We start from the raw sequence: 14,050 nt of genomic DNA, 5'->3' as shown, positions 1-14,050 counted from the left end.
GCATCGGCTACTGCCCGGAAGAGCGGGCGATCTTCTCCAGCCTGTCTTGCGAAGAGAACCTGATGCTGCCCCCGGTGCTCAAGGGTGCCGACGCCAGCCGAGGCATGAGCGAGGCCGAGATCTACGAGATGTTCCCGAACCTGGCCGAACGGCGCCAGAGCCAGGGCACACGACTGTCCGGCGGCGAACAGCAGATGCTGGCGGTGGGGCGCATCCTGCGTACCGGCGCGAGCCTGCTGCTGCTGGATGAGATCTCGGAGGGCCTTGCGCCGGTGATCGTGCAGGCCCTTGCGCGCATGATCCTGATGCTGAAAAAGAAGGGCTACACGGTGGTGATGGTGGAGCAGAACTTCCGCTTCGCCGCGCCGCTGGCCGACCGCTTCTACGTGATGGAGCACGGGCAGATCGTCGAGCGCTTCGCCGCCGCCGAGCTGCAGGCCAAGATGCCGGTGCTGAACGAACTGCTTGGGGTCTGATCCGCACGCGCCTTCGTGTGCGCGGGTTACTCGATTGATGGTGGCAGGAACGGGTGGCGTGAGCACGCCGCCGAAACTCAGGAGACAAAACATGAAGATGACTCGGCTGGCCGTGGCTGTGGCGGCGACTGTTCTGGGCGCGGTGTCCACGGGGGCATCGGCGCAGGTGTCGGGCGACACCGTGAAGATTGGCTATATCACCGACCTGTCGGGCCTGTACGCCGACATCGACGGCCCGGGCGGCCTGGAAGCGGTGAAGATGGCCATCGAGGACCATGGTGGCAAGGTGCTGGGCAAGCCGATCGAGCTGATGTCCGCCGACCACCAGAACAAGGCCGATATCGCCGCCTCGAAGGCACGCGAATGGATGGACCAGCAGGGTCTGGACCTGCTGGTGGGCGGCACCAACTCCGGTACCGCGCTGGCCATGAACAAGGTGGCGTCCGAGAAGAAGCGCGTCTACATCAACATCGGCGCCGGCACGGCCCGCCTGACCAACGAGGAGTGCTCGCCGTACACGGTGCACTACGCGTATGACACGGTGGCGCTGGCCAAGGGCACTGGCAGCGCGGTGGTGAAGCAGGGCGGCAAGTCGTGGTTCTTCCTGACCGCCGACTACGCCTTCGGCCACTCGCTCGAGACCGACACCGCGGCCGTGGTCAAGGCCAATGGCGGCACGGTGGTTGGCACCGTGCGCCATCCGCTGTCGGCATCGGACTTCTCTTCGTTCCTGCTCCAGGCGCAAGCGTCCAAGGCGCAGATCCTGGGCCTGGCCAACGCCGGCGGCGACACGATCAACTCGATCAAGGCGGCCAAGGAATTCGGTATCACGAAGAATATGAAGATCGCTGGTCTGCTCATGTTCATCAATGACGTGCATAGCCTGGGCCTGAAGAACACCGAGGGCCTGCTGATGACCGACAGCTGGTACTGGGACATGAACGACGACACCCGCAAGTGGGCCAACCGCTTCTTCGGCAAGATGAAGAAGATGCCGAGCAGCTTGCAGGCAGCCGACTACTCGGCGGTCAGCACCTACCTGAAGGCGGTGGAGACGGCCAAGACCGACGATCCGGACAAGGTGATGGCCGAGCTGAAGAAGATGAAGATCAACGACTTCTACAACAAGGGTCAGATCCGCGCCGACGGCCGCAACATCCACGACATGTACCTGATGCAGGTGAAGGCGCCGGCGGAATCGAAGAAGCCTTGGGACTACCTGAAGGTCGTGGCGACCATTCCGGGTGACCAGGCCTTCACGACGGTTGCCGAGTCGAAGTGTGCAATGTTGAAGAAGTAAGCATTGGTTTTGCGCCCCTCTCCCGCTGGCGGGGGAGGGGATAGACACTCAGGCACTCGACGCCAATGGACATATTCGGAATTCCTCTACCCGCCATGCTGTCCCAGTTGCTGCTGGGGCTGGTCAATGGCGCTTTCTACGCGATGCTGAGCCTCGGGCTGGCCGTGATCTTCGGCCTGCTCAACGTCATCAACTTCGCACACGGCGCGCTGTTCATGCTCGGCGCGCTGCTGGCCTGGGCGGGCATGGAGTACGCCGGGCTCAACTACTGGGTCATGCTGGCGCTCTCGCCGATCATCGTCGGCGTGCTCGGCGTGATCATCGAGAAGTCGATGCTGCGCTGGATCTACAAGCTCGACCATATCTACGGGCTGCTGCTGACGCTGGGCATCACGCTGGTGATCGAAGGTGTGTTCCGCTCGATCTACGGCGTCTCGGGCCTGCCGTATTCGCCGCCCGACGCGCTCCAGGGTGCCACCGACCTCGGCTTCATGATCCTGCCGAACTATCGCGCCTGGGTCGTGGTGGCCTCGCTGGTGGTCTGCTTTGCCACGTGGTTCGTGATCGAGAAGACCAAGCTTGGCGCCTATCTGCGTGCCGGTACCGAGAACCCCAAGATGGTGGAGGCCTTTGGCGTCAACGTGCCGCTGATGGTGACGCTGACCTACGGCTTCGGCGTGGCGCTGGCGGCCTTCGCGGGCGTGCTGGCTGCGCCGGTGATCCAGGTGTCGCCGCTGATGGGCCAGAACCTGATCATCGTCGTGTTCGCCGTGGTGGTGATCGGCGGCATGGGGTCGATCATGGGTTCCATCCTCACTGGCCTGGGCCTCGGCGTGATCGAGGGCCTGACCAAGGTGTTCTATCCTGAGGCATCCGCCACGGTGGTGTTCTTCATCATGGTGATCGTGCTGTTGTTGCGCCCGGCTGGCCTGTTCGGGAGGGAGAAGTGATGAGCGGACAAACCGGACAAACCGCGGTGCCTGTTAGCACCGGAACCATCAGGAACGGAGCGGGTGTGCAGAAGAAGGTGCTTTACGGCTTGCTGCTGCTGGGGCTGATCGTGGCCCCGATGGCGGGCGCCTACCCGGTGTTCGTACTGAAGGTGATGTGCTTCGCGCTGTTCGCGTGCGCATTCAACCTGCTGATCGGCTTTACCGGGCTGCTCTCGTTCGGCCACGCGGCGTTCTTCGGCGGCGCCGGCTACGCGGCCGGCCACGCGATGAAGGTCTGGGGCGTGACGCCGGAAGTGGGCCTGATCCTCGGCACACTGACCGGGGCGGGCATCGGCTACGTGGTCGGCTCGCTGGCCATCCGGCGCCAGGGCATCTATTTCTCGATGATCACGCTGGCGCTGGCGCAGATGCTGTTCTTCATCTGCCTGCAGGCGCCGTTCACGGGCGGCGAGGACGGCCTGCAGGGCATTCCGCGCGGCAAGCTGTTCGGCGTGCTCTCGCTCTCCGAGGACATCACGCTGTACTACGTGGCGCTGGCCATCATCGTGGCGGCATTCGCACTGATCGTGCGTACCGTGCACTCGCCGTTCGGCCAGATCCTCAAGGCCATCAAGGAGAACGAGCCGCGTGCGATTTCGCTTGGTTACGATGTCGATCGCTTCAAGCTGCTCGCCTTCGTGATCTCGGCTGCGCTGTCCGGGCTGGCCGGTTCGATCAAGGCGCTGGTGCTGGGCTTCGGCACGCTGACCGACGTGCACTGGTCGATGTCCGGCTCGGTGATCCTGATGACGCTGGTGGGCGGCCTGGGCACGCTGTCTGGCCCGATCGTCGGCGCCTTCGTGGTGGTGGCGCTCGAGAACAAGCTTGGCGACATCGGTTCGTTCCTGGCGAATCTGACCGGCATCTCCTGGTTCAACGCGCTCGGCGAGTCGGTGACGATGGTCACCGGCATCATCTTCGTGATCTGCGTGCTGACGTTCCGCCGGGGCATCATGGGCGAGCTGATCGCGCTGACGAGTCGCAAAAAATAGTAAAAGTGCGAGTGATGACAGGTCGACATGCCCGCTTTTGGGGCTAGGGTTTCTTCTAGCTTGTTTCATACGCACCGCTTCGTTACATTGCATATACGGTTTTCGCAGGTTAAATGGAGGCGGAAGCGAGGAGACGACAGGCGCGCACCCGGTGTCGGGTAGCAGCAGCCAATACAATAAAAAGGCGTTGCCAGGTGATCCCTGGCAGCGCCTTTTTCATTTGCTGCGCCGGCTGGCGCACGAGGCTTATCGTTCTGCCGTCCTTCCTGTCCATGGATCACCCATCCCCGCTTTCCTCGCGCCCACAAGGGCTCGTGCGGGTCGGCACCAGCGCCGACGCCGCCCTGATCGACGCCTGGCTGATGGCCCGCGCACCGCTTGCCGTACCCGAGGCCCGCGCCCGCCGATTGTCGCTGGAAGCCGTGCTGGCGCAGGGCGGACAGGGGCTTTGTCTTATCGATGGCACCGCCGCTGATGCCGGAAATCCGTCCGGAGAGGCAAGCCCCAACTCGGTGCGCGGTCTGCTGCCGGTCACACTTATCCACAGCTTGTCCACCGGTGGCCGGGTTGCGCTGGCAGCGGAATGGTGGGGGCCGGCCGATCTGGCGGCTTCGGCGGCGTCGCTCGCCGCCTGCTGTGACGTACTGGCCGAGTGGTGCCGTGCGCACGGTATCCGGCAGGTGTGGCTGGCGCCCGGACTGCTGGCCGATCCCACAGCCGCGCCGCGTGGCTTCGCACCCGGGGCCGATGGGCTCCTGCACCGCAGCCTGGTGCCGACGCCCAAGCAGCTCGGCTGACCTCGGCATCGACCCGAATCCCGCCACGGGCCGGCCTTCCCGGCCGACCCTGACTGTTGCGCCCGCGCCGCTGCGGGTTAATCCCGCCTTTTCGTACGAAATCGCTGTGTTAGACTCGATTCGCATTCCCGACCGCACGGTCGGTGAATGCCACTGCGCAATCCGGGGGTAAGCCGCGCAGGACGGGAAAAGCAAACGGGACGGTCTTCGAAGTTCCCGACATTGACGCCGGCGCCAGCGCTGCGCCGGCCATAGAGCCCGAAAAACGGGCCAAACCAAGAACTGAGGGCATCCGCCGGCCGGAAGCCGGCGGATGCCTTTTTCCTTTTTGGAACCGAAGGAGACGAGATGACATTCAAGCGCGCCAGCGTGATGGCCCTTGCCGCCGCCAGTCTGTTTGCCGGGGCGGCCAGTGCCCAGGTCAAGGTGGGGGTTACCGTATCGGCCACCGGGCCTGCCGCTTCGCTCGGCATTCCCGAGAAGAACACGTTCACGCTGCTGCCCAAGGAGATCGCGGGCAAGAAGATCGAGTACTTCGTGCTCGACGATGCCACCGACACCACCACCGCCGTCAAGAACACCCGCAAGCTCATCAGCGAGGACAAGGTCGACGTGGTGGTGGGCTCCACGGTCACGCCGAACTCGCTCGCGATGGTCGACATCGCCGCCGAGAGCGAGACGCCGATGATCTCGATGGCCGCCTCGGCCCGCATCATCGAGCCGATGGACGCCAAGCGCGCCTGGGTGTTCAAGACGCCGCAGAATGACTCGCACATGGCCACCGCCATTGCCGAGCACATGACGAACAACAACGTGAAGACGGTGGCATTCATCGGCTTCGCGGATGCCTACGGCGAGAGCTGGGCGCAGGAATTCGCCAAGGTGGCGGAGATGCGCAAGATCAAGGTAGTGGCCAACGAGCGCTTTGCGCGCACCGACAACTCGGTGACCGGCCAGGTCCTCAAGATGATGGGCGCCAACGCCGACGCGGTGCTGATCGCTGGTTCGGGTACGCCGGCGGCGTTGCCGGCCAAGACGCTCAAGGAGCGCGGCTACAAGGGCAAGATCTACCAGACCCACGGCGTGGCCAACCCCGACTTCCTGCGCGTCTGCGGCAAGGACTGCGAGGGCACGTACCTGCCGGCTGGTCCGCTGCTGGTGGCCGAGCAGCTGCCCGACAGCAATCCGGTGAAGAAGCCGGCGGTGACCTACAAGACTGCCTACGAGAAGGCCTTCGGCGGGCAGGTGTCGACCTTCGGCGGCCACGCCTGGGACGCCGGTCTGCTGTTGCAGAACGCGATCCCGGAGGCGCTCAAGAAGGGCCAGCCCGGCACCAAGGAATTCCGCAAGGCACTGCGCGACGCCCTCGAGCAGACGAAGAACCTGCCCGTCTCGCACGGCATCATCACCATGAGCCCCACCGACCACCTCGGCATGGACCAGCGCGCGCGCGTGATGGTGCAGATCGTGGATGGCAAGTGGAAGCTGCAAACGAAGTAAGCCGGCAATCGACCGGCGGTACGGAGCAAGTCGCGGAGTCACGAGGCAAAAAAGGGCGCATGGCGATCCATGCGCCCTTTTTTTGTCCGCCGAATCCTGTGATGATGCCCGGATGACCCTGTTCAGGAGGGCGGCGGCGCCGAGCCGGTGACGCCATGCCTTCTTCCACGACACGTTTCCAGACACGGGGAGACAATGGACCTCTCGATTGCGGCCATCCTGGCGCAGGACGGCATCACCTCCGGCGCGATCTACGCGCTGCTGGCACTGGCACTGGTGCTGGTGTTCTCGGTGACGCGCGTCATCTTCATCCCCCAGGGCGAGTTCGTGGCGTATGGCGCCCTGACGCTCGCCGCGATGCAGGCCGGCCACGCGCCACAGACCACGTGGCTGCTGCTGGCCATGGGCCTGCTGACGTTCCTCTACGAGTGCGTGACCGTGCTGCGCAGTGCCGAGCTGCGCCGTACCGCCCCGCGCCGGCTGGCCGTGCTGGCCGGCAAGTACGTGGTGTTTCCGCTGGCCGTCCACCTGGTGGTGCAGCAGTACGGCGGGCAGCCCTTGCCGATGCTCGCGCAGATCGCCCTGACGCTGCTGATCGTGATTCCGCTCGGGCCGATGCTGTACCGGCTGGCGTACCAGCCGCTGGCCGAGGCCAGCACGCTGGTGCTGCTGATCGTCTCGGTGGGCGTCCACTTTGCGCTGGTGGGGCTGGGTCTGGTGATGTTCGGCGCCGAGGGCTCGCGCACCAGCGCGTTCTCCGATGCGCGCTTCGATATCGGCACCCTGAGTGTCTCCGGCCAGAGCCTGTGGGTGGTGGGCGTGTCGGCGCTGCTGATCGGCGCGCTGTACTTCTATTTCGAGCGCACGCTCCAGGGCAAGGCGCTGCGCGCCACGGCCGTGAACCGGCTCGGCGCGCGGCTGGTCGGCATCGGCACCACGCAGGCGGGGCGGTTGTCGTTCACGCTGGCGGCGGCGATGGGCGCGCTGTGCGGCATCCTGATCGCCCCGCTGACCACCATTTACTACGAGTCCGGCTTCCTCGTGGGCCTGAAGGGCTTCGTGGGTGCCATCGTCGGCGGGCTGGTCAGCTATCCGGTGGCGGCGCTGGGCGCGATCCTGGTCGGCTTGCTGGAATCCTATTCGTCCTTCTGGGCCAGCGCGTTCAAGGAGGTCATCGTATTTACCTTGATTATCCCGGTGCTGTTGTGGCGCTCGCTGACCAGCAAGCATGTCGAGGAAGAGGAGTAAGCCATGACATTGCTGACCGACAAGACTGTGGCCGACAAGCCGGCAGACATCGCCCGTCCTCGCACGAAGGCGCGCACCCCAGCCGCTACGCGCAATCGTATTCTCACGATGTTGTTCGTCGTCGTGCTGGCCTTGTTGCCTGTGCTGCCGACGCCCGAGTTCTGGATCACCCTCGGCAACTACATCGGCCTCTATAGCATCGTGGCGATCGGGCTGGTGCTGCTGACTGGCGTGGGCGGCATGACCTCGTTCGGCCAGGCGGCGTTCGTGGGCCTGGGCGCCTACAGCACGGCCTACCTGACCACGCAGTTCGGCCTGTCGCCGTGGTTCGGGCTGGTGGTGGGGTTGGGTATCACGATGGCCTGCGCCTACATCATCGGGCTGATCACGATGCGGATGTCGGGCCACTACCTGCCGCTGGCGACGATCGCCTGGGGGCTTTCGCTGTTCTTCCTGTTCGGCAACCTTGAGTTCCTGGGCAAGTACGATGGCCTGAACGGCGTGCCGGTGCTGTCGTTCTTCGGCGTGTCGCTGCAGTCCGGGCGCTCGATGTTCTATCTGATCTGGGTGGTGGTGCTGCTCGCCGTGCTGGCCATGCAGAACCTGCTGAACTCGCGGCCGGGCCGCGCCATCCGGGCGCTCAAGGGCGGCGGCACGATGGCCGAGGCGATGGGCGTGAACACCGCCTGGATGAAGGTGGTGATCTTCGTCGTGGCGGCGGTGCTGGCCTGCGTGTCGGGCTTCCTCTACGCGCACCTCCAGCGCGCCGTGAACCCGACGCCGTTCGGGCTCAACTACGGCATCGAGTACCTGTTCATGGCCGTGGTGGGCGGCGTGGGCCACGTGTGGGGCGCGGTGCTCGGCGCGGGCATCCTCACCATCCTCAAGGACGTGCTGCAGGGGCTGCTGCCGAAGCTGCTCGGCTCCACGGGCAACTTCGAGATCATTGTCTTCGGCGTGCTGATGGTGCTGCTGCTGCAATATGCGAGCGACGGCATCTGGCCGTTCCTGCGCCGGCTGTTCCCGTCCGGGCCGCCGGTGACGGCGCCGGACGACGCGCAGCCGCTGCCGGTGCGCCAGAAGCCTGAGGCCGGCGAGCTGATTCTGGATGTGCGCGCGGCGCGCAAGCAGTTCGGCGGGCTGGTGGCGGTGAACGACGTGAGCTTCCAGGTGCGCGCGGGCGAGATCATCGGGCTGATTGGGCCGAACGGTGCCGGCAAGTCCACCACGTTCAACCTCGTCACGGGCGTGCTGCCGCTGACGCGCGGCGAGGTGCGGTATCGCGGCGAGGTGATTTCGGGCTTGCCGTCGCGCGAGATCGTCAAGCGCGGCGTGGGCCGGACCTTCCAGCATGTGCATCTGCTGCCGACGATGACGGTCCTCGAGAACGTGGCTATCGGCGCGCATCTGCGCGGGGACTTCCGCCCCCAGGGCGGTGTGGCGGCGGCGATTCTTCGCATGAACCAGGTCGAGGAGCAGAAGCTGCTGTTCGAGGCGCGCCGGCAGCTTGAGCGCGTGGGCCTGGCCGACTGCATGTACATGGAGGCAGGCAGCCTGGCGCTGGGCCAGCAACGCATTCTCGAAATTGCGCGCGCGCTGTGCTGCGACCCGGCGCTGCTGCTGCTGGACGAACCAGCGGCCGGCCTGCGCTACAAGGAGAAGCAGGCGCTGGCCGAGCTGCTGAAGAAGCTGAAGGGCGAGGGCATGAGCGTGCTGTTGGTGGAGCATGACATGGATTTCGTGATGAACCTGACCGATCGCCTCGTGGTGATGGAGTTCGGGACGCGCATCGCCGAGGGCGTGCCGGAGGAGGTCCAGAAGGATCCGGCTGTGTTGGAAGCCTATCTGGGCGGCGTCGAGTGAGGATATGAGATGAATCTGATTCTGGAAGTCGATGACCTGCATGTCCGCTACGGCAAAGTCGAGGCGGTGCATGGCGCCAGCCTGAAGGTGGCCGCCGGCAAGATCGTGACCGTGATCGGCCCGAATGGCGCGGGCAAGTCCACGATGCTCAACGCGATCATGGGCGCGCTGCCGGTCAGTGGATCGTCGAACGGCGCGGTGCGCTACCTCGGCCATGACATGGCGGGCATTCCGGTGGAGGGGCGCGTCGCGCGCGGCATGTGCCTGGTGCCGGAGAAGCGCGAGCTGTTCGCGTCGATGACGGTGGAGGACAACCTCCAGCTTGGCGCGTTCCGGCGCAAGAAGGCCGGCGAGCGCAATTACCTCGATCAGATGGAGGTGGTCTACGGGCTGTTTCCCCGGCTGAAGGAGCGGTCAAGGCAGGACGCCGGCACGCTGTCAGGTGGTGAGCGCCAGATGCTGGCGGTGGGTCGCGCGCTGATGGCCAAGCCGCAGTTGCTGATGCTCGACGAGCCTAGCCTCGGGCTGGCGCCGCTGATCGTCAAGGAGATCTTCCACATCATCCACAACCTGCGCGAGACCGGCGTGGCGACGCTGCTGATCGAGCAGAACGCGCGCGCCGCGTTGCAGGTGGCCGACTACGCCTATGTGATCGAAACCGGCGACATGGCGATGGAAGGGCCGGCGGCGGAGTTGGCGATCAATCCGAAGGTGATCGAGACGTACCTGGGGCTGGCGAAGAAGGCGGCTTAGCGTACGAAGTGGGTACGGTTGCTTGGTTTGAGGAATAAAGCCGGCTGTCTGCCGGCTTTATTATTTGTGGGAAGAATAAAATGGCGGATAGATGTTCAGGACTGATGTTTTCATGCATCCATCCAGAAAGATCATCTATGCAGCTCATCTTCCCGCGCCACCTCCAACAGCCATGTGCGGAAGTAATTCAGGGCCACATGGTCGCGCCGCTCCTTCGGTGCGCAAAGGAAGTATCCACGCTGTAGCCGGATCGGCAGATCGAACGGGGCGACCACCGCGCCGGCGGCGATTTCGTCGCGCACCAGGCAGCGCTGGAGCACCGCCAGTCCCATGTCCGCCTTCACTGCCTGGACGAGGATCGACACCTGATCGAAGCCGGTGGCCAGCCGGGGCGCAGCACTGGGTACGCCCGCCGCTTCGAGCCAGTGCTGCCAGTTGGCGGGCGCCGTGGTGTGGAACAGCAGTGGTTCCTGGAGCAGGTCGGCGGGGTGCTGCCATCCTCCCGCCGCACGCCGCGCGTGGGCCCGTGCGGGGTGGCAGATCGGCACCATCTCGCGGCCAATCACATAGTCGACCTGCAGGCCCGGCCACTTGTCCGCCACGCCGGCGAGCAGCGCCGCATCGGGCGTCGGCCCGGAGAGATCCTCGTTGCGGCGATAGGGCACGAAGTCGAGGCGGATGTCAGGGTGTCGGCGGTGAAAGTCGGGCAGGCGCGGCACGAGCCAGACGCTCGCCAAGGTGGGGACAGCCGATAGCGTGAGGTGGTGCTGCCGGGCCTGATCCCGTTGCAGCATCGCCGCGCTGGCGGATTCGATGGCGGCCAGCGGGCCCGCCACGGCCTCGAGATAGGTTCGCCCCGCCTCGGTCAGCGTCAGCCGGTGTGCGTTGCGGTGGACCAGCGGCTGGCCGAAGTGTTCTTCCAGGCGTGCGATGGCTCGGCTGATGGCGCCCTGGGTCACGCAGAGCGTCTCCGCCGCGCGCGTGAAGCTGCCCAGCCGCGCCGCCGTGGCAAACGCGTGCAACTCGGACATCGACGGGGAACGGAGCCGCATGGGGCAGGGCGCGGGGGGCGCGGTTAAGATGAGCTTTGGTAATGCAACCGTGCAATATAGTCGTTTGTGCGCGACCGGTAAACTCCCGACACTCGACGCTCGGTATCCCCCATCGAGAACGATAAAGAGGAGTTTGATCAGATGACCCGAGCCCGTTCCCCGCGACGCCAGTTCCTGCTGAGCGGCATCGCCATGGCCGCCACGCTGGGCGCCACCGTTAGCGGTCACGCCATCGCACAAGGTAGCTATCCGAACAAGCCGATCCGGCTCGTCGTGCCGTTCGCGGCGGGCGGCTCCACCGATCTGTCGGCCCGTCTGGTGGCCGAATTCGCCGGCCGCGAGCTGGGCCAGACCATCGTTGTGGACAACAAGGGTGGGGCGGGCGGCTCCATCGGCATGGAGCAGGTGGCGCGTTCGGCGCCGGACGGCTACACGATCGGCATGGCCACCGTGAGCACGCACGGTTCGAACCCGGCCGTCTACCCGAAGCTCGGCTATGACCCGATCAAGGACTTTGCGCCGGTGACCAACGTGGTTGCCATCCCGAGCGTGTTCGCCGTGCACCCGAGCGTGCCGGCCAAGACGATGCAGGAGTTCATCGCGCTGGCCAAGGCGAACCCGGGCAAGTACACGTTCGCGTCGCCGGGCGCGGGCTCGCTGGGGCACGTCAACATCGAGAACTTCATGATGCTGGCCAAGATTGACCTGCTGCACGTGCCCTACAAGGGTGCCGGGCTGGCACTCAACGATGCCGTGGCGGGGCAGGTCAATGCGATTACCGACAACCTGTCGTCCACGCTGCCCCACGTGAAATCGGGCCGTCTGCGGGCGCTGGCGGTGCTGGGCGCCACGCGCTCGTCGCAGCTGCCGAACGTACCGACCTATAGCGAACTCGGCTTCAAGGATATGGGCGACGGCGGCTGGTTCGGCATCGTCGCACCGGCGGGCACGCCGCCCGCCATCGTCGACAAGCTCAACGCCGCCATCCACAAGGCCATGCAGAACTCCGAGTTCAAGCGCAAGGTCGAGGAGTCCGGCGGTACGCTGGTCCCGACCACGCCTGACCAGTTCAAGGCGCAGATCCAGCAGGCCATGGCCCGCTATGCCCGCGTGGCCAAGGCTGCCAACATCAAGCTGGACTGAGCGATGACGACCTTCGAAGCTGTACAGGGCGACGCCCCGATTGGCCCGTTCTCGCTGGCCGGCCCCCAGGGTGATCCGCTGCCGCTGGTTTGCGACTCTCCGCACAGCGGCGTGTTCTATCCGGACGACTTCCGCGCGGTGGTGCCGCTGGCGCGGCTGCGAGGCGGGGAGGACACCCACATCGACACGCTGTGGGAAGCCGTGCCCAAGGTCGGCGGGACGCTGGTCGCGGCCACTTTCCCCCGCGTCTATATCGACCCGAACCGGATGCTCGACGACCTCGACCCGGACCTGCTCGACGGGCCCTGGCCGACCACGCTGGCCCCGGGCGAGAAGACGCGCCTCGGCTACGGGCTGGTCTGGCGCAGGCTGGATGCGAATACCCCGATCTATGACCGCAAGCTGTCCATAGCGGAAGTGCAGACACGGATCGACCGCTATTACCGGCCGTACCACGCGGTGCTGTCGTCGGCGGTGGAGGCCGCTTACAGCCGCTTCGGCGCGGTGTGGCACTTGAACCTGCACTCGATGCCGAACAACGCCTACGAGCGGCTCAAGATCCAGAGCCCGCACCCGCTGGCGGACTTCGTACTGGGCGACCGGGACGGCACCACGTGCGAGCCGGGCCTGGTAGAGCTTGTGGAGCGGGAGCTGCGGGAGATGGGCTACACCGTGGCCCGCAACGACCCGTACAAGGGCGTGCAACTCATCGCCCAGATCGGCCGCCCCGCGGAGCGCCGTAACAGCCTCCAGATCGAGATCCGCCGCCCGCTCTATATGGACGAGGCGACCAAGGTGCCCAACGCGGGTTTTGTGACCCTCCAGCGGGACTTGGGATTGCTATCGGCAAGCATCGCTACGTATATCCGCGGGAAGGTTTGAAGGCAGGCGGTGCGATGTTTCACGTGAAACATCGGAGAGGGAAGGGCCCCGCGGAAGCGGGGCTTTTTCTTTTGATTAACAGATGATGCCGCCGATACTTTTGCCGGTCTTCAGGTCGAAGCCGATGTGGCACACGTGTCTTTTTGATTTATTGCGCTGGCACACGATATTGTCTCGATAGCGTACCCGGGTGGATTCTTCATCTTTGCATGCGTCTGCCCGGTCGGTCCCCAGTGCGTTAAACATGTCTCGTGCCGCTGAGCCGGACAACACGATTGTGATTTTGGCATCCTTGGCGGTCGGGGCATACGTGTCCCCGAGCTCGCCGCTATAAACAACATACTCGGCTTTAGCGGGCCGATACTCGTAGACCCACTCGGCTGCTGCGTGGACCACGCAGCTGATCAAGAGAATGCCAATCAGCAGTAGAGCTCTCATGGTTAGCCTCAAGCTTTGATACTGATATGAAGGTGGTTGTCGTGCTTAGGCATCCGAGTGACACGCGTAAGCGCCGGGTCATTGAAATACACAAGCTTTGCCATTCCGCTCTGCCAGATAAGCTCCACTAATCGCCTCGTTGCGTCCCGATCGTAGACCGCATCCTGGTAGCGTACCGGCAGGCGCTTTCCGTCTTTTCGGATGGGCCGGATGTCGACGTCCAGCCCATGCCCATGAGTACCGTGGTCTGGGAATTTAGTTCGGTCCGCCAGACTGATGTTGCCGATCGCCAATTTTCGATCGTCTCGAAGACTCCATCGAAACTCCAGGTGGAAAAGGAACGACAACATATTCGGATGCGCATACTGGCCTCGGCCGGCGCTAGGCGTTCCGTAGGTGTAATAGGCTGCCTCCTCTGGCGCCTGCGGCAGCATGTGAAGACCCGTGAATCCTGGAAACTCATGACTGAACTCCTGTCTGGTGAGTCCAAGATCATGCGCCGAGTCATGTTGCGACGCAAAAAATGCATCAAATACGTCACAAATGACGTGCGTGGCGGAGATCACAGACTGTGTTCCACGTGAAACACTTCCTCCCACCATGTACCGCACCCG

14 protein-coding genes are annotated in these 14,050 nt (G+C 64.7%); 11 read left to right on the top strand and 3 right to left on the bottom strand.

The genetic code is table 11. From position 1 onward, the window contains the following. The 9 genes from KHO18_RS18915 to KHO18_RS18875 form a co-directional block, all read left to right on the top strand. Nucleotides 1-476: ABC transporter ATP-binding protein (locus KHO18_RS18915; RefSeq protein ID WP_211943687.1), on the top strand; the 476-nt coding region annotated here is incomplete at its 5' end. 91 nt (nucleotides 477-567) lie between these two features. Further along, the gene (locus KHO18_RS18910) at nucleotides 568-1,776 is read left to right on the top strand and encodes an ABC transporter substrate-binding protein (RefSeq protein WP_144203321.1); all 1,209 of its coding nucleotides are present in this window, start codon (nucleotides 568-570) and stop codon (nucleotides 1,774-1,776) included. Nucleotides 1,777-1,841: 65 nt separating this feature from the next. Next, nucleotides 1,842-2,726 (top strand): branched-chain amino acid ABC transporter permease, encoded by an 885-nt coding sequence (locus KHO18_RS18905; RefSeq protein WP_092300384.1) that lies wholly within the window; start codon nucleotides 1,842-1,844, stop codon nucleotides 2,724-2,726. Further along, entirely contained in the window at nucleotides 2,726-3,760 is a 1,035-nt protein-coding gene (locus KHO18_RS18900) for a branched-chain amino acid ABC transporter permease (protein WP_377732280.1), read from the top strand. Before KHO18_RS18905 ends, KHO18_RS18900 begins: the two co-directional genes overlap by 1 nt. A gap of 194 nt (nucleotides 3,761-3,954) precedes the next feature. Further along, nucleotides 3,955-4,557, top strand: coding sequence for a hypothetical protein (locus KHO18_RS18895; protein ID WP_144203325.1), 603 nt, complete (start codon nucleotides 3,955-3,957; stop codon nucleotides 4,555-4,557). Nucleotides 4,558-4,905: 348 nt separating this feature from the next. Beyond that, a complete protein-coding gene (locus KHO18_RS18890) occupies nucleotides 4,906-6,057 on the top strand; it encodes an ABC transporter substrate-binding protein (RefSeq protein WP_144203327.1) in 1,152 nt (383 codons plus the stop codon). Nucleotides 6,058-6,252: 195 nt separating this feature from the next. Then, a complete protein-coding gene (locus tag KHO18_RS18885) occupies nucleotides 6,253-7,305 on the top strand; it encodes a branched-chain amino acid ABC transporter permease (protein WP_144203329.1) in 1,053 nt (350 codons plus the stop codon). Between the two features lie 3 nt (nucleotides 7,306-7,308). Continuing rightward, a complete protein-coding gene (locus KHO18_RS18880) occupies nucleotides 7,309-9,168 on the top strand; it encodes a branched-chain amino acid ABC transporter ATP-binding protein/permease (protein WP_144203331.1) in 1,860 nt (619 codons plus the stop codon). Between the two features lie 9 nt (nucleotides 9,169-9,177). Next, on the top strand, nucleotides 9,178-9,921 hold the full coding sequence (locus tag KHO18_RS18875) for an ABC transporter ATP-binding protein (RefSeq protein ID WP_144203333.1): 744 nt from the start codon (nucleotides 9,178-9,180) through the stop codon (nucleotides 9,919-9,921). Nucleotides 9,922-10,052: 131 nt separating this feature from the next. Here KHO18_RS18875 and KHO18_RS18870 read toward each other — a convergent pair whose 3' ends face one another. After that, nucleotides 10,053-10,973 (bottom strand): LysR substrate-binding domain-containing protein, encoded by a 921-nt coding sequence (locus tag KHO18_RS18870; RefSeq protein WP_144203335.1) that lies wholly within the window; start codon nucleotides 10,971-10,973, stop codon nucleotides 10,053-10,055. Between the two features lie 141 nt (nucleotides 10,974-11,114). On the opposite strand from KHO18_RS18870, the gene KHO18_RS18865 reads away from it, so the two are divergent. After that, nucleotides 11,115-12,116 carry a Bug family tripartite tricarboxylate transporter substrate binding protein gene (locus KHO18_RS18865; RefSeq protein ID WP_211943686.1) on the top strand — a complete coding sequence of 334 codons (1,002 nt, stop codon included), beginning with the start codon at nucleotides 11,115-11,117 and terminating at the stop codon, nucleotides 12,114-12,116. Between the two features lie 3 nt (nucleotides 12,117-12,119). After that, nucleotides 12,120-12,998 carry an N-formylglutamate amidohydrolase gene (locus KHO18_RS18860; RefSeq protein ID WP_144203341.1) on the top strand — a complete coding sequence of 293 codons (879 nt, stop codon included), beginning with the start codon at nucleotides 12,120-12,122 and terminating at the stop codon, nucleotides 12,996-12,998. A gap of 75 nt (nucleotides 12,999-13,073) precedes the next feature. Here KHO18_RS18860 and KHO18_RS18855 read toward each other — a convergent pair whose 3' ends face one another. Beyond that, a complete protein-coding gene (locus tag KHO18_RS18855; protein ID WP_144203343.1) occupies nucleotides 13,074-13,436 on the bottom strand; it encodes a hypothetical protein in 363 nt (120 codons plus the stop codon). An 8-nt stretch (nucleotides 13,437-13,444) separates the two neighbouring features. Continuing rightward, on the bottom strand, nucleotides 13,445-14,002 hold the full coding sequence (locus KHO18_RS18850; protein WP_186296992.1) for a penicillin-insensitive murein endopeptidase: 558 nt from the start codon (nucleotides 14,000-14,002) through the stop codon (nucleotides 13,445-13,447). Nucleotides 14,003-14,050: the final 48 nt, after the last annotated feature.

Source organism: Cupriavidus campinensis (assembly GCF_905397395.1).
GTDB classification, from domain to species: Bacteria; Pseudomonadota; Gammaproteobacteria; order Burkholderiales; family Burkholderiaceae; genus Cupriavidus; species Cupriavidus campinensis.
This window is presented reverse-complemented; position numbering and strand designations above follow the sequence as displayed.